15 protein-coding genes are annotated in these 20,396 nt (G+C 74.2%); 3 read left to right on the top strand and 12 right to left on the bottom strand.

The features are described from left to right. Positions 1-317: 317 nt before the first annotated feature. The 9 genes from ABQ292_RS21130 to ABQ292_RS21090 all read right to left on the bottom strand — a co-directional run bounded on the left by ABQ292_RS21130 (position 318) and on the right by ABQ292_RS21090 (position 12,665). Entirely contained in the window at positions 318-770 is a 453-nt protein-coding gene (locus ABQ292_RS21130; RefSeq protein ID WP_369209683.1) for a chemotaxis protein CheW, read from the bottom strand. A gap of 1 nt (position 771) precedes the next feature. Then, entirely contained in the window at positions 772-3,249 is a 2,478-nt protein-coding gene (locus ABQ292_RS21125; RefSeq protein ID WP_369209682.1) for a chemotaxis protein CheA, read from the bottom strand. 150 nt (positions 3,250-3,399) lie between these two features. Then, a complete protein-coding gene (locus tag ABQ292_RS21120; protein WP_369209681.1) occupies positions 3,400-5,001 on the bottom strand; it encodes a methyl-accepting chemotaxis protein in 1,602 nt (533 codons plus the stop codon). 323 nt (positions 5,002-5,324) lie between these two features. Beyond that, positions 5,325-6,068, bottom strand: coding sequence for a trehalose-phosphatase (otsB, locus tag ABQ292_RS21115; protein WP_369209680.1), 744 nt, complete (start codon positions 6,066-6,068; stop codon positions 5,325-5,327). After that, positions 6,065-7,480 (bottom strand): alpha,alpha-trehalose-phosphate synthase (UDP-forming), encoded by a 1,416-nt coding sequence (locus ABQ292_RS21110; RefSeq protein ID WP_369209679.1) that lies wholly within the window; start codon positions 7,478-7,480, stop codon positions 6,065-6,067. Before ABQ292_RS21110 ends, otsB begins: the two co-directional genes overlap by 4 nt. Positions 7,481-7,629: 149 nt before the next feature. Then, entirely contained in the window at positions 7,630-9,228 is a 1,599-nt protein-coding gene (locus ABQ292_RS21105) for a methyl-accepting chemotaxis protein (protein ID WP_369209678.1), read from the bottom strand. Positions 9,229-9,409: 181 nt separating this feature from the next. Further along, positions 9,410-11,779 (bottom strand): putative bifunctional diguanylate cyclase/phosphodiesterase, encoded by a 2,370-nt coding sequence (locus ABQ292_RS21100; RefSeq protein ID WP_369209677.1) that lies wholly within the window; start codon positions 11,777-11,779, stop codon positions 9,410-9,412. Between the two features lie 137 nt (positions 11,780-11,916). After that, the gene (locus ABQ292_RS21095) at positions 11,917-12,264 is read right to left on the bottom strand and encodes a fluoride efflux transporter FluC (protein WP_369209676.1); all 348 of its coding nucleotides are present in this window, start codon (positions 12,262-12,264) and stop codon (positions 11,917-11,919) included. A gap of 11 nt (positions 12,265-12,275) precedes the next feature. Further along, positions 12,276-12,665, bottom strand: coding sequence for a fluoride efflux transporter FluC (locus tag ABQ292_RS21090; protein ID WP_369209675.1), 390 nt, complete (start codon positions 12,663-12,665; stop codon positions 12,276-12,278). 108 nt (positions 12,666-12,773) lie between these two features. Between ABQ292_RS21090 and murJ the strand changes: the two genes are divergently transcribed. Next, a complete protein-coding gene (gene murJ / locus ABQ292_RS21085; protein ID WP_369209674.1) occupies positions 12,774-14,372 on the top strand; it encodes a murein biosynthesis integral membrane protein MurJ in 1,599 nt (532 codons plus the stop codon). 22 nt (positions 14,373-14,394) lie between these two features. On the opposite strand, the gene ABQ292_RS21080 is transcribed toward murJ, so the two are convergent. After that, positions 14,395-15,414, bottom strand: coding sequence for a TerC family protein (locus ABQ292_RS21080; protein ID WP_369209673.1), 1,020 nt, complete (start codon positions 15,412-15,414; stop codon positions 14,395-14,397). Between the two features lie 171 nt (positions 15,415-15,585). Here ABQ292_RS21080 and ABQ292_RS21075 point away from each other — a divergent pair, with 171 nt between their 5' ends. Next, complete coding sequence (locus ABQ292_RS21075; RefSeq protein WP_369209672.1) at positions 15,586-15,873, top strand: helix-turn-helix transcriptional regulator; 288 nt, start codon at positions 15,586-15,588, stop codon at positions 15,871-15,873. Positions 15,874-15,889: 16 nt separating this feature from the next. Here the strand turns inward: ABQ292_RS21075 and ngg are convergent, their stop codons facing one another. Further along, positions 15,890-17,650, bottom strand: coding sequence for an N-acetylglutaminylglutamine synthetase (ngg, locus tag ABQ292_RS21070; protein WP_369209671.1), 1,761 nt, complete (start codon positions 17,648-17,650; stop codon positions 15,890-15,892). 11 nt (positions 17,651-17,661) lie between these two features. Beyond that, entirely contained in the window at positions 17,662-19,443 is a 1,782-nt protein-coding gene (locus tag ABQ292_RS21065; protein WP_369209670.1) for an N-acetylglutaminylglutamine amidotransferase, read from the bottom strand. A gap of 176 nt (positions 19,444-19,619) precedes the next feature. Between ABQ292_RS21065 and ABQ292_RS21060 the strand changes: the two genes are divergently transcribed. Next, positions 19,620-20,291, top strand: coding sequence for a peptidyl-tRNA hydrolase (locus tag ABQ292_RS21060; RefSeq protein ID WP_369209669.1), 672 nt, complete (start codon positions 19,620-19,622; stop codon positions 20,289-20,291). Positions 20,292-20,396: the final 105 nt, after the last annotated feature.

The following is a 20,396-nucleotide window of genomic DNA, read 5'->3' as shown; positions in this document are numbered from 1 at the left end:
GGCGGCCAGGCCGGTGAGCAGCACGTCGGCGACGGCGCGGCCCGCGGGCAGCCGCACCAGGTCGAAGCCGAGGGTCGCGGCACTGACCAGCGAGTAGGGCACGTCGCCTCCAGGGGAGTGGGGTCAGCCCAGACTGGCCGCACTCCTCCGGAGACGCCACGCGGCCGTCACCCGATCGCCGGAGGGGCGGAGGGGAACGGCCGCGTGGCGGAACGTTTCAGGTGTTCGAACGGTCACGGTGCGTCACCGATCGGTGTGGCCCCCGTGCGGGGTCCCGCCGCGAGCCTGCGCGCGGTGGGGAGCACGGGGGTCCTTCTTCAGGCGCCGACGGCCTTCTGGACGTCGAGGGCGAGGAGCAGCTGACCGTCGAGCTTGTAGGCGCCACGGATGAGCTCGCGGGCCTGACCGTCGAGGGTGTCCGGCGGGGCCTCGAAGTCGCCGGCGTCGACGTCGACGACGTCGGCGATCGAGTCGACGAGCAGGCTCACCGCCTCGCCGTGCAGGCGCACGACGATGACGACGGCGTCGGTGCCGGCCGGCCGCGGCGGGCGGCCCAGCCGCTCCCGCAGCTCGATCGCGGTCACCACCTGGCCGCGCAGGTTGATCAGGCCGGCGACGGCGGGCGGCGCCAGCGGCACCCGGGTCAGGCCCTGGCTGCGCAGCACCTCCTGCACGTGCTCGACCTCGACGCCGTAGAGGTCGCCGTCGAGCCGGAAGGTGGCCAGCTGGCCGCTGACCGCCCGGGAGGTGGTCTCGGTCGGGGTCGTCACGTCAGACCTCCAGCAGCGCGGACTTGGGGGAGTGGGCAGGGGTGCCGGCGTAGAAGGCCGGGTCGGCCGCGAGGATCGCGGCGCGGACGTCGAGCAGCTCGGTCACCTTGTCGCCGAGGACGGCGGAGCCGAGCAGGCCCAGGTCGTCGATGTCGCTGCGGACGGCGGCGCCGCCGTCGACGATGTCGAGGATCTCCTCGACGACGATCGCGACGCTGCGGCCGTGGTCGCTGTAGACGATGACCTCGAGGACCTCGCGGTCGCTGCTGCCGTAGGCGCCCAGGTGCCGGTCGAGCCGGACGATCGGCAGGATCGCCCCGCGGTACTGCACGACCTCGCGGTTGCCGACGCGCTCGACGGCGTCGGTCCGCACCTGCTCGAGACGGGTGACGGTGTCGAGCGGGATGGCCACGCGCCGGCCCTCGCCGATCGCGGCCAGCAGCATCCGCTGCCGCTCGGTCTCGGCGGCGACGCTGCGGGCCAGGGCCTCGCGGGACTCCTGCCGCTCGGTGGTCTCGGTCCGCAGCGCGCGGCGGGCCAGGGCCTGCACGTCGAGGATGAGCGCCACGGTGCCGTCGCCGAGGACGGTCGCGCCGGAGTAGAGGCCGATCGCCTTGAGCTGGCCGCCGACGGCCTTGACGACGATCTCCTCGGTGTTGATGACCCGGTCGACGACGAGGCCGAAGCGGCGGCCCTCGGAGCGCAGCACCGCGATGACGACGTGCCCGTCGTGCCGGTCGGAGGTCAGGCCGAGCACGTCGGTGAGCCGCACCAGCGGCAGCAGCTCGCCGCGCAGCCGGTAGACCTGCGCCCCGCCGACCTCCTCGACCGCGTTGGCGGCCTTCTCGGCGTCGAGGCTGACCAGCTCCTGGAGGCTGATCTGCGGGATGGCGTAGCGGTCGCCGGCACACTCGACGGTCAGCGCCGGGACGATCGCCAGGGTCAGCGGGATCCGCAGCCGGCACACCGTGCCCCGGCCCGGCTCCGACTCGACCTCGATGGTGCCGCCGATGGACTCGATGTTGGTCTTGACCACGTCCATGCCGACACCGCGGCCGGAGACGTTGGTGACGGCGGCGGCCGTGGAGAACCCGGGCAGGAAGATCATCTGCAGCACGTCCTGCGTGCCCATGCGGAGGAGCTGCTCGGCGGTGATCAGGCCGCGCTCGACGGCCTTCGCGCCGATCCGGGCCGGGTCGATGCCGGCGCCGTCGTCGGCGACCTCGACCACGACCTGGCCGCTCTCGTGCCGAGCGCGCAGGGTAAGCACGCCCTCGGAGCGCTTGCCGGCGGCGCGGCGGCTGTCGGGGGACTCGATGCCGTGGTCGACGGAGTTCCGGACCAGGTGGGTCAGCGGGTCCTTGACCGCCTCGAGCAGCGTCTTGTCGAGCTCGGTGTCCTTGCCCTCCATCTCCAGGCGGACGTTCTTCCCGCACTGGATGCCGAGGTCGCGGACGACCCGCGGCAGCTTGGACCAGATGTGGTCGATCGGCTGCATGCGCGTCTTCATGACGCCCTCCTGCAGCTCGCTGGCGATGAGGTTGAGCCGCTGGGAGGCGCGGACCAGGTCGGTGTCGGTCGAGCGGCCGACGTACTGGACGATCTGGTTGCGGGTGAGCACCAGCTCGCCGACCAGCAGCATCAGCGAGTCGAGCAGGTCGACGTCGACACGGATGGTGCTGTCGGCGACGGCGCGGCGGGCCTGCTGACCGCCCTGGGCCTCGGACCTCGCGGCACCCACCGGAGCGCCGGCGGGGGCGTCGACGTGCGGCTCGTCGTGGCCCTCGTCGTGGGCCTCGTCGTGGGCCTCGTCGTGGGCCTCGTCGTGGGCCTCGTCGTGGTCCTCGTCGTGGGCCTCGTCGTGGTCCTCGGCGGTGTCGTCGTCGTACGCCTCGGCCTGGACGGCGGGCTCCGGAGCGGGCGCGGTGACCGGCTCGACGGCGACCGCGGCCTCCTCCACGGTCGCGGCGGCGGCGTCGACGACGGCCTGCGCTTCCTCGACGACAGCCTCGGCGGCCGCCGGCGGAGCGGCGACGGCAACGGTGGGGGCCGGCGCCGCGATGGCGGGAGCCGCGGGAGCCGGAGCGGCGGGGGAGTCCTCCATGGCGGCGCTGATCGCGGCGACGACGGCGGAGACGTCGACGGCACCCTCGCCGCCGGTGGTCTCGATGGAGTTGAGCAGGGACCGGACGGTGTCGACCATGCGCAGCAGCACGCTGGTGCGCTCGGGCGTGAGCGACAGGACACCGTCGCGCAGCCGGGACAGCATGTTCTCCCCGACGTGCGTGACCTCCTCGAGCCGGTTGAAGGCGAGGAAGCCGCTGGTGCCCTTGATCGTGTGGATCGTGCGGAAGATGCTCGAGAGCCGCTCCCGGGAGTCGGGCTCCTGCTCGAGGGCGACCAGGTCCGTGTCGAGCTGGTCGAGGTTCTCGTGGCTCTCGACGAGGAACTCCTCGACGATGTCGTCCAGACCGTCCACCGTTGCCTTCTCTCTCGCTGCAGGGGGACGGATCCGTCCCGGATGGGTCATCGGCCGCCGGGCGCGGGAATCAAGGTGAGTGCGCCGCGGCCGTGAGTTCGGCGTGCGTCCTCCCGCGGCCGGCGGGTGCCGGCCGCGGGAGGTCCTCTCTCAGTAGGTGAAGCGGCCGACGCTGGTGCGCAGGTCGGCGGCCATCCGGGACAGCTCGTCGACGGCGGTGCGGGTCTGGGTGAGCGCCTGGGTGGTGGAGTCCGCGGCGGTGGACACCCCGGTGATGTTGTCCGCGATCTGCCCGGAGCCCTGCGCGGCCTCGGTCACCGACCGGCTCATCTCGTTGGTGGTCGCGGTCTGCTCCTCCACCGCGCTGGCGATGGTGGTCTGCCGGTCGCTGATCTGCGCCACGATGGAGGAGATCTCCCCGATCGCGCCGACCGCGGCCCCGGTGTCGGCCTGGATGGCCTGCACCCGGCGGGCGATGTCCTCGGTCGCCTTGGCCGTCTCCTGGGCCAGCTCCTTGACCTCGTTGGCGACCACCGCGAACCCCTTGCCGGCCTCCCCCGCGCGCGCCGCCTCGATGGTGGCGTTGAGCGCCAGCAGGTTGGTCTGCTCGGCGATCGAGGTGATGACCTTGACGACGTTGCCGATCTCGGCCGAGGACTCGCCCAGCTTGGCCACCGTGGCGGTGGTGGTCTCCGCCGCGCTCACCGCCCGCGCCGCCACCGCGGAGGCCTCCGCGGCGTTGCTGGCGATCTCCCGGATGCTGGCGCCCATCTGCTCCGCCCCGGCGGCCACGGTCTGCACGTTGCGGCTGACCTCCTCCGCCGCGCCGGCCACCACACCGGACTGCGCCGAGGTCTCCTCCGCCGACGCCGAGATCTGCGCCGACGAGGCCGACAGCTCCTCCGACGAGGCGGCCACCGCGTCGGCGGCCCCGACGACCGCGGCCATGACCTCGCGCAGGCCGGCCCGGGCGCCGTCCAGGGCCCCGGCCATCTGGCCGAGCTCGTCGCGGGAGGTGATCCCGGTCGTGCCGGTCAGGTCGCCGGTGGCGAGTGCCTCCAGGGAGGCCTGGACGGTCCGGACCGGGCGGATCACCGAGCGGGCGGTGAGCCAGCTCAGGCCCACCAGCAGCACCAGGCCGACCGCCGCGGCGATCAGCGCGGTGGTCCCCGAGCGGGAGATGGTGTCGGCCACCGCCTGCTCGGCCGCCGTGGCCTCGGCGTCCAGGGTGTCCTTGGCCGCGCCGACGGCCCCGTCGGTGAGGTCGTTGGCGACCTGGATGTCCTCCCACCGCAGCCGCGTGGCGGCCTGGTCGGCGACCGCGCCGTCGACGAAGGCGGTGATGGCGTCGGTGTAGTCGCCGAAGGTCCCCTGCAGGTCCGCCACCGCCGCGGCCGCGTCGCCCTCGAGGGTGGTGCCGTCCAGCTCGGCGAGCAGCGCCTCCGGCTCGGCGACGTCGTCGGCCAGCTCCGAGAGCTGCTCGGAGGGGTCGTCGCGGACGATCGCCTTGAACCCGTCGACCTTCAGCTCGCTGGCCCGGGTGTCCAGCCGCAGCACCAGCTCCTGTGCGTGGTGCAGGCCGGCGAGCCGCTCCTCGGCGTCGCGCACGGCGCTGTTGCTCAGCAGCACGGCGCCGAGGAGGCCACCCAGGGACAGGGTGCCGACGGCGACGAGGGCGCCGAACTTGACCGTCAGCGGACGGTCGGCGAACCAGCCGGCGGAGCTGGAGCGCGGGGGGAGCGCGGCGTTCACGGGAGCCTCCTGGCGACGGTGCACGCGGGTGACCGCTCGGATCGAAGGGCGTGCAGGAGGAATGGTGCGGCCCGCCAGCGCACGCGCCGCGGCACGGGGAACGGTCCCGGCCGGATCGTTGTGGACGAGGCGGTGACCGGCCGCGGCGCCGTCGTCAGGTCGACAGCGCCGCCGCGGTGACCCGTCCGGGGCGGCCGACGGTGGCGACGTCCGCGCAGGTCAGGACCGACGTGACCGTCGTCGAGTCGACCGCGGGGGAGAGGTGACCACCCGGCCGGCCGGCGGTCGTCCCCTCCGGGGACGCGACGCGCCGAGCTCGAGGGTCAGGCGAGCAGGTCGCCGAGCAGCCGGAGGACGGCGAGCACGGCCTCGGGGTCGGTCACCCGGTGCCCGGCCGCCGTCTCGCCCTCGCCGACCTTGATCCCGACGTCGGCCGGGCCGAGCGTGCGGAACACGTCCTCGTCGGTGACGTCGTCGCCGAGGTAGAGCGCCGCGGCCGCGCCGAGGTCCTCGCGCAGCCGGCGCACCGCGCTGCCCTTGTCGGCGTCGGTGACGGCGACCTCGAGCACCGCCTTGCCCGGCTTGATCGTCAGTGACGGGTCCACGGCCGCCCGTGCGTCCGCCAGCAGCGCGGTGGCCGCCACGGGGTCGGTGACCTGCCGCACGTGGACGGCCACGCTGGCCGGCTTGACCTCCAGCCGGGCACCGGGCACGGCGGCCACCAGCGGGGCGAGCGTCTCGGCCAGCGCGTCGCGGCGGCCGGCCAGCTCACCGGCCAGCGGCCCGCCGTACTCGGCGCCGTGGCTGCCCACCCAGCGGTAGGGACCGTCGAAGCGGCTCACCCGGCGGAGGTCGTCGACCCCGCGCCCGCTGACCAGCGCCACGGTCACGCCGTCGGCCGCGGCCACCCGCGCGAGCGCCTCGGCCACGCCGGGGGAGGCGGTAGCGGCGGAGGGCTCGTCGGCCAGCGGCGCCAGCACGCCGTCGTAGTCGGAGGCGACCAGCAGCGGACGGCGGCCGGCCAGCCCGGTCAGCGCGGCGACGAGACCGTCCGGGACGGCACTCACACCTGCGCACGCAGGGCGTCGAAGAACGACGTCGCCCAGTGGTCCAGGTCGTGCCTGACCAGGTGCCGGCGCATCGCGCGCATCCGGCGGGCGCCCTCCTTGGGCTCCATCCGCAGGGCGCGCAGCAGCTGGTTCTTCACGCCGGCGATGTCGTGCGGGTTGACCAGGAACGCCTGCTTGAGCTCGGCCGCGGCGCCGGCGAACTCCGACAGGACCAGCGCGCCGCCGAGGTCGCCGCGGGCGGCGACGTACTCCTTGGCCACCAGGTTCATGCCGTCCTTGTAGGGCGTCACGAGCATGACGTCGGCGGCCCGGTAGAGGGCGGCGAGCTCCTCGCGCGGCATCGACTGGTTGAAGTACTGCACGGCCGGGGCGCCGATGGACCCGTACACCCCGTTGATGTGCCCGACCTGCTGCTCGATGGTCTCGCGCATGTGCACGTAGTGCTCGACCCGCTCTCGGCTGGGCGTGGCCACCTGCACCAGGACCGTGTGCGGCGCCTCGATCGCGCCGTCCTCGAGCAGCTCCTCGAACGCCCGCAGCCGGACGCCGATCCCCTTCGTGTAGTCGAGCCGGTCGACCCCCAGGACGATCTTCTCCGGGTTGCCGAGCTCGGCGCGGATCTCCTCGGCCCGCTTGACCACCTCCGGGGAGGAGGCCAGCTCGTCGAAGGCGGCGACGTCGATGGAGATCGGGAACGCCCGGGCGGTCACCGTGCGGCCGTCGTACTCGACGGTGGCCCCGCGGGTGGGCAGCTCGTGCAGCCGGCGGGCCAGCTGCACGAAGTTGACCGCCGCGCTCGGCCGCTGGAAGCCGACCAGGTCGGCGCCGAGCAGCCCCTCCACGACCGCCGAGCGCCACGGCAGCTGGGTGAACAGCTCGTAGGGCGGGAACGGGATGTGCAGGAAGAAGCCGATGGTCAGGTCGGGGCGGCGCTGGCGCAGCATCGCCGGCACCAGCTGCAGCTGGTAGTCGTGCACCCAGACGATGGCACCCTCGGCGGCGACCTCGGCGGTCCGGTCGGCGAAGCGCTTGTTGACCTGCACGTAGGTGTCCCACCACGTGCGGTGGTACTCGGGCTTCTCGACCACGTCGTGGTACAGCGGCCACAGCGAGGCGTTGGACATGCCCTCGTAGTAGCGGTCGACCTCGTCCTCGGACAGCGGGACGGGGACCAGCGAGATGCCGCCGGACTCGAAGGGCTCGGGCGCCTCGCCGGCCGAGCCGGACCAGCCCACCCACGCGCCACCCCGATCGGCGACGAAGGGCTCCAGCGCGGTCACCAGGCCGCCGGGGCTGCGCTGCCAGCGCGTCGTCCCGTCGGGGTCGGTCACCTGGTCGACCGGCAGCCGGTTGGCCACGACGACGACCGGACTGTCCGCCCGCCCGTCTCCCGCGTCTGCCCCGGCCATACCCGTCCGACCCTACTCAGCCCGGCCCGTCCGCGCTCCCGGAGCGACCGCCGCGTCCGGGTGGCTGCCCGGACACGGCGGGCCCGGCCGGAGTCGCCTCCTGCCGGGCCCGCCACCCACCGCGCCTCCCGCGGGGCGGGAGGGCGACGTCACATCCGGAACTGGGCGGTCAGCTCCTGCAGCCGACCCGACACCGTGGCCAGCTCGGCCGCGGCGCGCTGGGACTCGGCCACCGACTCGGTGGTGGACCGGGCGGCCGTGGCGACCCCGGCGATGTTGACCGCGATCTGGCCCGATCCGGTGGCCGCCTCGGTGACGTTGCGGTCCATCTCCGCGGTGGTCGCCGTCTGCTCCTCCACCGCCGCGGCGATGGTCGTCTGGTAGTCGTGGATCTGGCCGATGATGCTCGAGACCTCGTCGATGGCGCCGACCGCGCTGGCGGTGTCGGCCTGGATGGCCTCCACCCGGCGGGCGATGTCCTCCGTGGCCCGGGCCGTCTCCTGCGCGAGCTCCTTGACCTCGTTGGCGACGACGGCGAAGCCCTTGCCCACCTCGCCGGCCCGCGCCGCCTCGATCGTGGCGTTGAGCGCCAGCAGGTTGGTCTGCTCGGCGATGCTCGAGATGACCTTGACGACGTCGCCGATCTCGCGGGAGGAGTCGCCGAGCTTGATGACCGTCGTGTTGGTGGTCTCGGCCGCCGCCACGGCCCGGCTCACGACCTGCGCCGCCTCGTTGGCGCTGTGCGAGATCTCCCGGATGGAGGCGCCCATCTCCTCGCTGGCCGCCGCGACCGTCTGCACGTTGCGGGAGACCTCCTCGGCCGCCCCGGCGACCACGCTGGCCTGGGCGGAGGACTCCTCGGCGTCCGTCGCGATCCGCCGCGACACCCCGCCGACGCGGTCGCTGGTCGCCACCAGCTCGCCGGCGCTGCCCGCCACGGCGGCCATGGCCTCGCTCAGCCGGGTCAGCGCCTTGTTGGCGTAGAGGCCGAGCTCGCCGAGGCCGTCCTTGGCGGCGACGTCGAGCCGCTGGGTCAGGTCGCCGTCGGCGACAGCCGCGAAGACGTCGACGGCGTCGGCCATGGGCCGGGTGATGCTGCGGGCGATCCGCCAGGCCACGACGACGGCGAGCGCGGTGGCCGCCGCACACAGCAGGACCATGACGAGCAGGAACCCGTCGGCGATGCCGCGGGCCGCGGTCGCCTCCGTTTGGTTCTTGGCCTCCTCGAGGTCGATGAGCACGTTGATCGTCCGCAGCCACTCGATGAACAGCGGCTTGGCCTCGGTCTCGAGCAGCGTGAGGGCCTGCGGGACGTTCCCGGCCAGGCGCAGCTCGATCACCTGCTCGATGACCGGCAGGGTCTGGCTCTGGACGGCCTCGATGTCGCCGAGCGCGTCCCTCTCCTGCTGGTCGACCTTCGCGTCGTCGGCGAAGATCTCGGCCAGCGGGGCCTCGGAGTCGCTGTAGGCCGCCGCCAGCTCCTCGATCAGGTCGATCTCGGTCTGCACCGCGGCGGGAGAGCCGGCGAGGACGACGTCCCGCAGGGCGATGGCCCGGTCGTGGACGCTGCCGCGGAAGTTGATCGCGTAGCGCTGCTTGACGCTGTTGAGGTCGTTGATGACGGTCAGCCGGTCGCTGACCTGTGCCACGCGGCTGACGCCGAGTGCGGTCACGGCCACCATGCTCAGGACGACGACGAGGAAGCCGGCCACCAAGCGCTGGCCGACAGTGAGGCGGTGCAGTCCCACCGGGGTCTCCTAGACGGGTGTGGAGGCGGAGGTCCCGACATGAGCCGTCCTCCTGGTCGGCTCCCTCATCGGCGGGGAGGGCACCGAGCTGTAGCCCTCCCGGAAAAGCGCGCGGTCACCGGCTCGACGGCGGCGTCATGTCGACCGGCGAGGTGCTGCCCCCGCGGGCGTGCGTCCCCGGTCAGCACCCGGCGGGCGTGTCGACCAACCCCGACGGGGCCCGCGCGGCGCCGCCGTCGCCGGCTGCCACCACCGCGGTGATCCGCGACGGCGTGGGCGGCAGGCCGGGCCAGGCGGCGCGCCAGGCGTCGAAGGCGTCGGCGGCCATGGGCCGGGACAGGTGGTAGCCCTGCGCCACGTCGCAGGAGTAGGCGGTGAGGCTGTCGAGGGTCTCGGCGTCCTCCACGCCCTCGGCCACGGCGCTGAGACCGAGGTTGTGGCTCAGCTCGATGACACTGCGGACGATGAGGCTGTCACTGCTGTCCGACTGCATGGTCGTGACGAAGGACCGGTCGACCTTCAGCTCGCTGACCGGCAGGTTCTTGAGCTGGCCGAGGCTGGTGTAACCGGCGCCGAAGTCGTCGATGGCGATGGCGATCCCCCGGGCGTGCAGCCGCCGGAGCAGCTCCGCGGCCCGGGCCGGGTCGGCCATGATCGCGCTCTCGGTGACCTCCAGCTTGAGCAGCTGCGGAGCGACCCCGTGTTCGGCGAGCAGGCCGGCCACGGTGGTGTCGAGGCGGTCGTCGAGCAGGTTGCGCGCGGAGAGGTTGACCGAGATCTGCAGCGGCCGGCCCTGCTCGGCCCAGCGCCGGACCTGCGCCAGGGCCAGGTCCAGCACACGGCGGGTGAGCGGGCCGATCAGCCCGGTGTTCTCCGCCAGCGGGACGAAGGCGTCGGGCGGCACCAGGCCCCGGTCGGGGTGGGCCCAGCGCAGCAGCGCCTCGGCGCCGCAGACCTCCCCGGTGCTGAGGCTGACCTTGGGCTGGTACTGCAGGAAGAGCTCGTCGTCGTGCAGCGCCCGGCGCAGGTCGCCCAGCAGGGAGAGCCGCTCGGGGCTGTGCGTGTCGAGGGAGGGGTCGTAGGGGAACACGCCGAGGTTGCGCTGTTTGGCGACGTACATCGCGACGTCGGCGCGCTGCATCAGCGTCATGGCCTCGGCGCCGTGCTCGCCGGAGAGCACCACGCCGATGCTGGCCTCCACGTCCAGCTCGACGCCCTCCACCTGGAACGAGCGGCTCAGCGCCGTCTGCAGCTTCTCGGCCACCTGGACCGCGTCGTCGACGCCGGCGGTGCCGGGCAGCAGCACGGCGAACTCGTCCCCGCCGAGGCGCGCGATGGTGTCGGCCTCGCGCAAGACCCCCGCCATCCGGGGGCCGACCTGCCGCAGCAGCTCGTCGCCGAAGTGGTGCCCGAGGGTGTCGTTGATCTCCTTGAACCGGTCCAGGTCGATCAACAGCAGCCCCACCGACTGCTCGTCTCGCTGCGCGGTACGCAGCGCCTGGGCGAAGCGGTCGGCCAGCAGGGCCCGGTTGGGCAGTCCGGTCAGCGCGTCGTGCAGCGCACGGTGCTCCAGCTCCTGCTGCAGCGCCTGCCGGTCGGTGACGTCGTGACCGGTCAGCACCAGGCCGGCCACGGCGGGATCAGCGGTCAGGTCCTGCACCGACACCTCGAAGGTCCGCCAGCCGAGCCCCGCCCGCAGCCGGATCTCCAGCGGCGCTCCCTCCGCGGCCCCGCCGGCGGCCAGCGCCGCGGCCAGCACCGGCCGGTCCTGCGGATGGGTGACCTCCGACAGGTCGAGGGCAGGCCCGGACGCCAGGCTCCGGTCGAACAGCCGCTCGGCGGAGGGGCTCAGGTAGCCGGCCGTCCCGGTCCGGTCGGTGACGACGACTAGATCGCTGGACCGGTCGACCAGCGCCCGGTAGCGGGCCTCGCTGCGCCGCTCGGCCTGCCGCCGAACCTCGGCCCGCTTGCGCCGGCTCTGCACCACCGCGGTGAGGACGAGGGACAGCACGACGGTGAGCACCAGCCCGGTACTGCTGAGCGAGCGGGCCCGCGCCGCGTCCGCCGAGATGTCCTTCCCGTACTCGGTCAACACCTCCAGTGCCGCCGCGTACGCCGGGTCGACCTCGGCCTCGTCGAACTCCTCGGCCTCCTCCAGCTCCCCGGCGGCCAGCAGGCGCAGTTCCTCGTCGACGGCGTCGGCGTACGCGTCGTGCAGCGCCGTGATCGGCGCGACGCCGTCGCCGGAGTCGGCCGCGTCGGCCCTGGAGATGAGCGCACGAGCGCGCTCGCGGGACTCCGCCAGCTCCGGCTGGACGTCCTCCGGCGACAGCCGCCCACTGATGACGCGCCACTCCAGCGCGTCCTGCGTGCTGAGCTCGGTGGCCACGCCCTGCAGGTCCCGCTCCGCCTGCACGCCGGACTCGCCGAGGCCCTTGAGCTCGAGGGTCCCCGCGACCGCGAGCCCGAACACGGCCCCGGTCAGCAGCACCGTCCCGGCCAGCGTCCGGCTCGGACGCAGCAGGCGCACGCCACTGAAGGGCCTCGGCATCGAGCTCATGACCTGTACGTCGGCGGGATCCGTGACCTCTTGAGGAGGTCCGGATCGGGTTCCGGCCCATGACCCCCGATGGAGGGAGGTACCCGCCCACCCGGAGGCGCTGTGCCACCGACGACGGTCCGCGTCGACTACACCTGGACGGCCGAGACCACCTGGTGTGCCGAGAAGGTGGCCCCGATGCCCAGCACCAGGCTGGCCGCGGTGTAGGCCAGGGCCCGGCCGACGGCACGCTCCTCGACCAGCCGCACGACGTCGGCGCCGAAGGTGGAGAAGGTGGTCAGCGTGCCGCAGAAGCCGGTGCCGACCAGCGCGAGCACCCAGGACGGCACGCTGCCCAGGCCGAGCAGCACCCCGAGGACGGCCGAGCCCGCGACGTTGACCGCGAGCGTGCCGAGCGCGGGGTCGTGGCGCGACCGCGCCGCCAGCCGGGCGGCCAGCAGCCGCAGGGGCGCGCCGGCCATCGCACCGACGGCCACCAGCAGCACCGTCACCGGGCCCGGCCCCGCACCGCACGCACGCCGGCCGCCACGGCCAGCACCCCGCCCAGGACGGAGACGAGGACGTAACCGCCCGCCCGGGCGACGGCGCCGGCACCGGTGAGCCCGACGACCTCCACCGCGAACGCCGAGTACGTCGTGTACCCGCCGAGCACGCCGACGGCGAGGAACGGCCGGGCCCAGGCCGGCTCGGGCCGGCGGGCGGCGAGCACGCCCGTGAGGACGCCGATCAGCAGGCAGCCGGTGAGGTTGACCAGCAGCGTCGCCCACGGCCAGCCGCCGGGGGAGTGGGGGAGCGCCTCGGCCGCACCCCAGCGCGCCAGCGCACCCAGCGCCCCACCGAGCGCGGCCAGCAGGTAGGCCACTCGTCCCCCAGGCACCGTCAGCGATCCGCACGTCCGCGACGCCCGGGACGTGGCGACAGCTTCCCCTGCCCGCCCCGGACACCTCCCGGGCGGGGGCGGCGCGGTCCGTCATCATCGTCCCCCGTGACCCCTGAGCAGCCCGGCGAGGTGACGGCGCGCCGGGCCCCGCGCGGTGGGATCGTCCGGGCGGCCACCCTGCTCATCGCGCTGACCGCGGTCAGCCAGGTGCTGGGGTTCGTCCGGGACGCCGTGATCGCCGCCGTCTTCGGCATCGGCGCGGCACTGGACGCCTACCTGGTGGCGCAGTCGGTGATGAACCTGGTGCTGGCACTCGTGGCCGGCGCCGTCGCCCGCGCGGTGGTCCCGCCGGTGAGCCGGGCCGTCGCGGCGGGGGAACCCGAGCGGGCCGACCGGACCGTGCGGTCGGTGCTCACGCTGAGCACCGTGGTCCTCCTCGCGGGCTCGCTGCTGGCCTACGCCGGCGCCGGACAGGTCGTGACGGTGCTGGCGCCCGGCTTCGACGCCGCCACCGCCGACCTCGCCGTCCGCCTGACCCGGATCGTGCTGGGCGCGGCGCTGTTCGTGGCCGCCACCGACGTCCTGGCCGCCGCCTGCCAGGCGCACGGCCGGTTCTTCGCCTCCGGGGTGCAGGGTGTCCCGTTCAACCTGGCGGTCATCGCGGCGGCCGTGTGGGCCGGCCCGCGGTTCGGCGCGGAGGCGCTGGCCGCGGGCTTCGTCGTCGGCTCCGCGGCCCGCCTGGTCGTCCAGCTGCCCGCCGCTCGCGCCGCGGGGTTGCGGCTGCGCCCGCGCCTCGGGCTGCGCGACCCCGACGTCCGCGAGGTGCTCCGGCTGACCCCCCCGCTGCTGGTGGGCAGTGCGGTGCTCAACGTCAACACGCTGGTCGACCGGGCGGTCGGCTCGGCCCGGGGCGAGGGCGTGATCACCGCGCTGAGCCTGGGCTTCAGGGTGGTGCACCTGGTCGACGCGCTGCTCGTGGTCACCGTCGTGGCCGCGCTCTACCCGGCGTTCAGTGCCGTGGGCGGCCCGGAGCAGCGGGCGGAGCTGCGCGGTCTGGTCGACCGGACGACGCGGGCGCTCCTGGCGCTGCTCGTGCCGGTGACCGTCGCGCTGGTCGTCCTGGCCCGGCCGGTGGTGCAGCTGCTGTTCGGCCGCGGCGACTTCGACGCCGCCGCGGTCACCGCGACCGCGACGGCGGTGGCCTTCTCCGCCGCGTCGGTGCTGGGCATCGCCGTCCGCTCGACCCTGTCGCGCGCGTTCCTCGCGGTGGGGGACAGCCGGACCCCGACCGTCGTCGCCGTCGTCGCGATGGTCGTCAACGTCGCCGGTGACCTGACCCTGGGCGTGGCGTACGGCATCCCCGGACTGGCGGGGTCGACCGCCCTCTCGCTGGTGCTGGGCGCGGTGCTCTCCGTCGTCCTGCTGGCGCGGCGCCACGCGGCGCTGAGCCCCCGCGCGCTGGCCGCCACCGCCGCCCGGACGGGTGCGGCCGGCGGGCTGGCCGGGCTGGCGGCGGCCGGCGTGCTCGCCGCGTGGGTGCCCGGCGGCACCGGCACGGTCGCCGCGGTGCTGCAGGTCGCCGTCGGGACGGCGGTGCTCGGCGTGCTCCACACGGCCGGGGTCGTCCTCCTCCGCGGTGCCGAGGTGACCGACCTGACCGCTGTCGTCGGCGCCCGGCTGCGGCGGGGGAGGCGCCGGTCCTGAGCGGCGGGGGCCCGCCGGGCGGTCACCGGACGGCGGCGCGCCGGCGCCAGACCGGCTCCAGCGCTGCGGTCTCCTCGTCGGAGGCCACCCGGAACGGGGGAGCGGCGGGGGCCTCGAGCGCCCGGCGTCCCTGACCCCGGGTGGCACGCAGACTGGCGGCGATCGAGACACCGAGGATCGTGACGATGACCGCGAGGGAGAGCGTCGTCGGCACGTAGAGGACGTCGACCTTCAGCAGCATCTTGACGCCGACCCACACGAGCACGAGCGCCAGGCCCACCTTCAGGTAGACGAACCGGTGCACCAGGTCCGCCAGCAGGAAGTACATGGCGCGCAGGCCGAGCAGGGCGAAGGCGTTCGCGGTGAAGACGAGGAACGGCTCGTCGGTGACGGCGAAGATGGCCGGGATCGAGTCGACGGCGAAGACGACGTCGGTGACCTCCACGATGACCAGCACGGCGAGCAGTGGAGTGGCCAGCAGGACCCCGCCGCGGCGGACGACGAAGCGCTGCCCGTGGTAGGCGTCGGTCATCGGCACGAGGCGGCGGAACAGCCGCAGCGCCCGCGACCGCTCGGGGTCCAGGTGCTCGTCGCGCTGGCGGAGCATCCGGTACCCGGTCCACAGCAGGAGTGCCGCGAAGAGGTAGAGCACCGCCTCGAAGCGGCCGATCAGCACCGAGCCGCCGGCGATGAACAGCCCGCGCAGCACCAGTGCACCCAGGACGCCGAGGAACAGCACCCGGTGCTGGAACTCCCGCGGGACGGCGAAGTAGGTGAAGACCACCGCCCACACGAAGACGTTGTCGACGGCGAGCGACTTCTCGATCAGGTACCCGGCGAAGTACTGCTGGCCGAACTCGGCACCGTGGGCCACCCAGACCCACGCGCCGAACCCGACGCCGACGGCGACCCAGACCGCCGACCACAGGGCCGCCTCGCGGACGGCGATGACGTGCGCGCGGCGGTGGGCGACCAGGTCGATCGCCAGCATGCCGACGATGAGGCCGAGCACGGCCAGCCAGAGCAGGAAGGGGACGTCCACGGACAGCCTCCAGTCGGTGTGCACCAACCGGAGGTCTCTCCCGGCCCTCGTAGGGCCCGCTCCGCCGGACCCCGCCCGTGGGGCCGTCCTGACGACGGAGCGTCGTGGGGGTACTCCCCTCCTGTAGACGAGTGAAGCAGAGTTCACCCATCAGCGCCAGGGGAGGCCGCGGTGACCGACGGACGACCGTCCTGGACGTTCTTGACCAACCACGGACACGTGCTGCTCGCGGTCGCCGCGGACCCCGACAGCCGGGTCGCGGACATCGCGGCCCGCGTCGGGATCAGCACCCGGGCGACGCTGGGCATCCTCCGCGACCTGGAGGACGACGGGTACGTGACCCGCATCCGCCGGGGCCGGGGCACCCACTACGAGGTCCAGCCGCACCGGCCGTTCCGCCACCCGCGCAACGCGCACCGCGACGTCGACGACCTGATCGCCGTGTTCGCCCCCCGGTGAGGTCCGGGGTCCTCCTTCAGCGGCGGCGGGTCTCGGGGAAGAGCAGGTCGACGAAGCGCGCCGCGGTCGGCTGCGGCTCGTGGTTGGCCAGACCGGGGCGCTCGTTGGCCTCGACGAAGACCGCGTCGGGGCCCTCGACGTCGGGCACCAGGAAGTCGATGCCGGTGACCGGGATGCCGATCGCCCGGCTGGCCCGCACCGCCGCCTGCCCGATCGCCGGGTGCAGCCGCTCCGTGACGTCCTCGATCGTGCCGCCGGTGTGCAGGTTCGCCGTCCGCCGCACGCGGAGCCGCTCGCCGTCGGGCGGGACGTCGTCCATCGCGTACCCGGCCGCCCGGACGACGTCGGCGGTGACGTCGTCCAGCGGGATGCGCGACTCCCCGCCGGTGGCCCGCTCCCGCCGCCGGCTGGTGGCGCGGACCAGCTCGGTGACCGTCCGGCGGCCGTCGCCGAGCACCTCGGCGGGCCGGCGCACCGCGGCCGCGACCACCTCGTGGTCGATGACCACCACGCGCAGGTCCTCGCCCGCGACGAGCTCCTCGACGAGCACGTCGGGGCAGAACAGCCGCGCGGCCGACACCGCCCGCACCAGCTCGTCCCCGGTCGTGACGCCCACGGTGATGCCCTTGCCCTGCTCCCCGCGGGCGGGCTTGACCACCAGCTCGCCGCACTCGGCCAGCAGGTCGTGCGCGGGGCCCAGGTCGTCCTCGGGCACGGTGGCGCCCCGGGGCACCGAGACACCGGCGTCGGCCACGATCCGCCGCGTCACCCGCTTGTCGTCGCACCGGCTCATGGCGACGGCGGTGGTGAACTCCGACAGCGACTCGCGGGTCAGCACGCGCCGGCCCCCGAGGGACAGCCGCAGCTCGCCGAACTCGGCGTCGGTGACCTCGACGCGGATGCCGCGGCGCAGCGCCTCGTCGGCGACGATCCGGGCGTAGGGGTTGAGCCGGTCCAGACCGGGCGGACGGGCGGCGAACAGCGGCGTGTTGATCGGGTTCTTGCGCTTGATGCACAGCACGGGGGCGCGCACGAAGCCGAGCTTGCGGTAGAGCGCGATCGCCCCGCTGTTGTCGTGCATGACCGAGAGGTCGACGTAGGAGCGGCCGCGGCCGACGTAGCGCTCGGCCAGCACCCGCACCAGCGCCTCCCCGGTACCCGGCGGTGCGTTCTGCCCGTCGACGGCCAGGCACCAGAGGCTGGTGCCGCCCTCCGGGTCGCCGTAGGCGAGCACGTGGTCGACGCCGGTGACCGTGCCGACGATCGTGCGGGTCCTGGTGTCCTCGGCGACGAGGTAGGTGAAGCAGCGGGTCCGGTGGTTGGCCCACATCGTCTCGGGGTCGCCGGTCACCATGCCGTTGCGGGCGTAGATCTCGTTGATCGCCTGCATCTCCTCCAGGGCGGTCACCGTGCGGACGAAGACGCCGCGGATGAGCTCGTGCCGGGGGCGGTAGCGGTAGAGGTCGAGCCGGTAGGTGTAGGAGGGGTCGATGAACAGCTCGTCCGGGGCCAGGCCGACGAGCACGTGCGGGTCGCGCGCGTAGATGCAGATGTCGCGCTGACCGGCTCCCTCCGCGCGGAGCGCGTCGAGGATGCGCCGCATCTCGGCGAAGGTCTGGCCGAAGACCAGCCGGCCCCACGCGAGGTCGAGCACGACGTCGGTGTCCATGCCCTCCAGCTGGTGCTCGGAGGGCTTCTGCCAGCTGCGCCGGGTCAGGTCGGGCGTCGGCGCCGAGAGGGGACGGCGGCGCAGTCCGGCGAGCCGGGGCGGTACCACGGGGATCCTCCTCAGACCCCGTGGTTCTGCAGCCACAGCTCGAGCAGCCCCAGCTGCCAGAGCTTGTTGCCGCGCAGCGGCGTGAGGTCGGCGTTGGGGTGGTCGAGCAGCCGGGACACGTACTCCGGGCGGAACAGGGCCCGCTCCCGCGCCGCGTCGCTGGACAGCGCGTCCTTCACCAGGCCGAGCACCTTGCCCTCGAGGTGGGTGATCGCGGGGACCGGGAAGTAGCCCTTGGGCCGGTCGATGACCTCCGGCGGGATGATCCGCCGCCCGATCGCCTTGAGCACGCCCTTGCCGCCGTCGGCGAGCTTGAGCTCGGGCGGGCAGGCGGCGGCCAGCTCGACGAGGTCGTGGTCGAGGAAGGGCACCCGGGCCTCCAGGCCCCAGGCCATGGACATGTTGTCCACCCGCTTGACCGGGTCGTCGACGAGCATGACCTCGCTGTCGAGGCGCAGCGCGGCGTCGACGGCGGTCTGCGCGCCGGCCCGGGACATGTGGTCGCGGACGAAGTCGAGGCTGGGGTCGCCGTCGAGGGCGTACCGCTCGCCGACCAGCGCCGCCGTGTCGTCGGCGCCGCGGTCGAAGAAGGCCGCGGCGTAGCGCTCGACCGCCTCGTCGCGGCCGACGTCGGCCAGCGGCGGGTACCAGTGGTAGCCGGCGAACACCTCGTCGGCGCCCTGCCCCGACTGCACGACACGGATCGACTGGCTGACCCGCTCCGAGAGCAGGTCGAAGGCGACGACGTCGTGGCTGACCATCGGCTCGGCCATCGCGCCGATCGCGTGGCCGAGTGCCGCGGCGAGCTCGTCGGAGGACACCCGGATGCGGTGGTGGTCGGTCTCGAAGCGCTCGGCGATGACGTCGGAGTACTGGAACTCGTCGCCCTCGCGCCCGCCCGCGGCCTCGAAGCCGATCGAGTAGGTGGCCAGCCCGGTCTGCCCCTCCTGCGCCAGCAGGCCGACGATCAGGCTGGAGTCCAGGCCGCCCGAGAGCAGCACGCCGACCGGGATGTCGGCGACGAGGCGCCGGCGGACGGCGACCCGCAGCGCCTCCTCGATCGCGTCCTCCCAGTCGCGCGCCGACCAGCCGGAGTGCTCCGGACGCCGCTCGTAGGTGGGCTCCCAGTAGCGCCGCTCGGTGCTCGTGCCGTCGGCCTCGATGACGCGGACGGTGGCCGGCGGCAGCTTGCGGACGCCGTTGAGCAGCGTCCGCGGCGCCGGGACGACGGCGTGCCAGGTCAGGTAGTGGTGCAGCGCGACCGGGTCGATGGAGGTGTCGACGTCGCCGGCGCGCAGCAGGGCCGGCAGGGACGAGGCGAAGCGCAGCCGGCCCGGTGCCTCGGCCAGGTACAGCGGCTTGATGCCCAGCCGGTCGCGGGCCATGACCACGCGGCCGCTGTCGCGCTCGTGGATGACGACGACGAACATGCCGTGCAGGTGGTCGACGAAGTCGACGCCCCAGTGGTGGTAGCCCTTGAGCAGGACCTCGGTGTCGCTGGTGGAGAAGAAGCGGTAGCCGTGGCCCTCGAGCTCGGCGCGCAGCTCCTTGTAGTCGTAGATGCAGCCGTTGAAGACCGCCGAGAGGCCCAGCTCGCTGTCGACCATCGGCTGCCCGCCGCTGGCCGAGAGGTCGATGACCGACAACCGCCGGTGGCCGAACGCCACCCGGCCGGCGCTCCAGTGGCCCTCGCCGTCCGGTCCGCGGGGGACCAGTGCGTCGACCATCCGCGCCACCGCGGTGGTGTCGGCCAGGGAGCCGTCGAACCTGATCTCGCCGGAGAGGCCGCACATGGGTTCGATCCAACCCCACCCGGCCAGGGGATGCGACGCCGCGCGGGAATCGTCACACGGACGTCACACGGCCCGGTTCCACGTGGAACCGGGCCGTGTCGTGGGTGGCGCGGTGCGCTCAGGGGGTCCCGCACCCCACCGGCACCGGGCGTCGTCGCGGTCGGCAGGGTGGGGACGTGCACGACGACCCGGAGGGCCAGGCGCCCTGGGCCATGCAGGTGGTCGCCCACGTCGAGCGGAGCGCCCCGCCGAGCCGGACCGCCGTCTGCGAGGCCGCGGCGGTCGCGGTCGTCCGGCTGCTCGCCGACGCGCGGGCGCAGACCGGCGGTGAGTGGCACCCGCAGGTCCGGCGGTGGACCGACGGGCGGATCCGCAAGCACTGCCGGCGGGCCCGTGGAGCGGCCTGGGAGCGGGTGGGGGAGCTGCCCGGAGTCACCGCCGAGGTGTCCGGCGCGCGGGTCCGCGCGCTCGTGCCCACCGCGCTGGACGACCTGCTGCGGGACGTCGCGAAGCTACAGCTGTCCGGCAGCGAGCTCGAGGACCCGGACGTGCGCGAGGTGGTCGACCCGGCGCCGGGCGGCCCGGTCGTCGTGTCGATCTGCCCGGAGCCGTTCCTGCCGCTGGGCAAGGCCGCCGCGGCCGCCGGTCACGCCGCGCAGGTGACCGCGATGCGGATGCCCGCGGAGCGGCTGGCCGCCTGGTCGGGAGCCGGGTTCCCGGTGGTCGTGGAGCACCCGGCCGCCGCACGCTGGGCACAGTTGCGGGCGGAGGCCCCCGTGGCGATCGTCGACGCGGGGTTCACCGTGGTCACGCCGGGGACCTGCACGGCGCTGGCCCGCTGGGCGTAGCCCCGCCCCACGTGCGCCTGCGGACTCGTCGGTGGTGCGGGCGAGCCGACGTCGATGCCCACCGTCTCCCGTCAGAAGGGCGGTGGGTCGTCGTCCGGCGGTGGA

The organism is Geodermatophilus maliterrae (assembly GCF_041018925.1).
Taxonomy (GTDB): domain Bacteria; phylum Actinomycetota; class Actinomycetes; order Mycobacteriales; family Geodermatophilaceae; genus Geodermatophilus; species Geodermatophilus maliterrae.
Note: the sequence above shows the minus strand (reverse complement) of the source record. Positions and strands in the feature narration are given on the sequence as shown.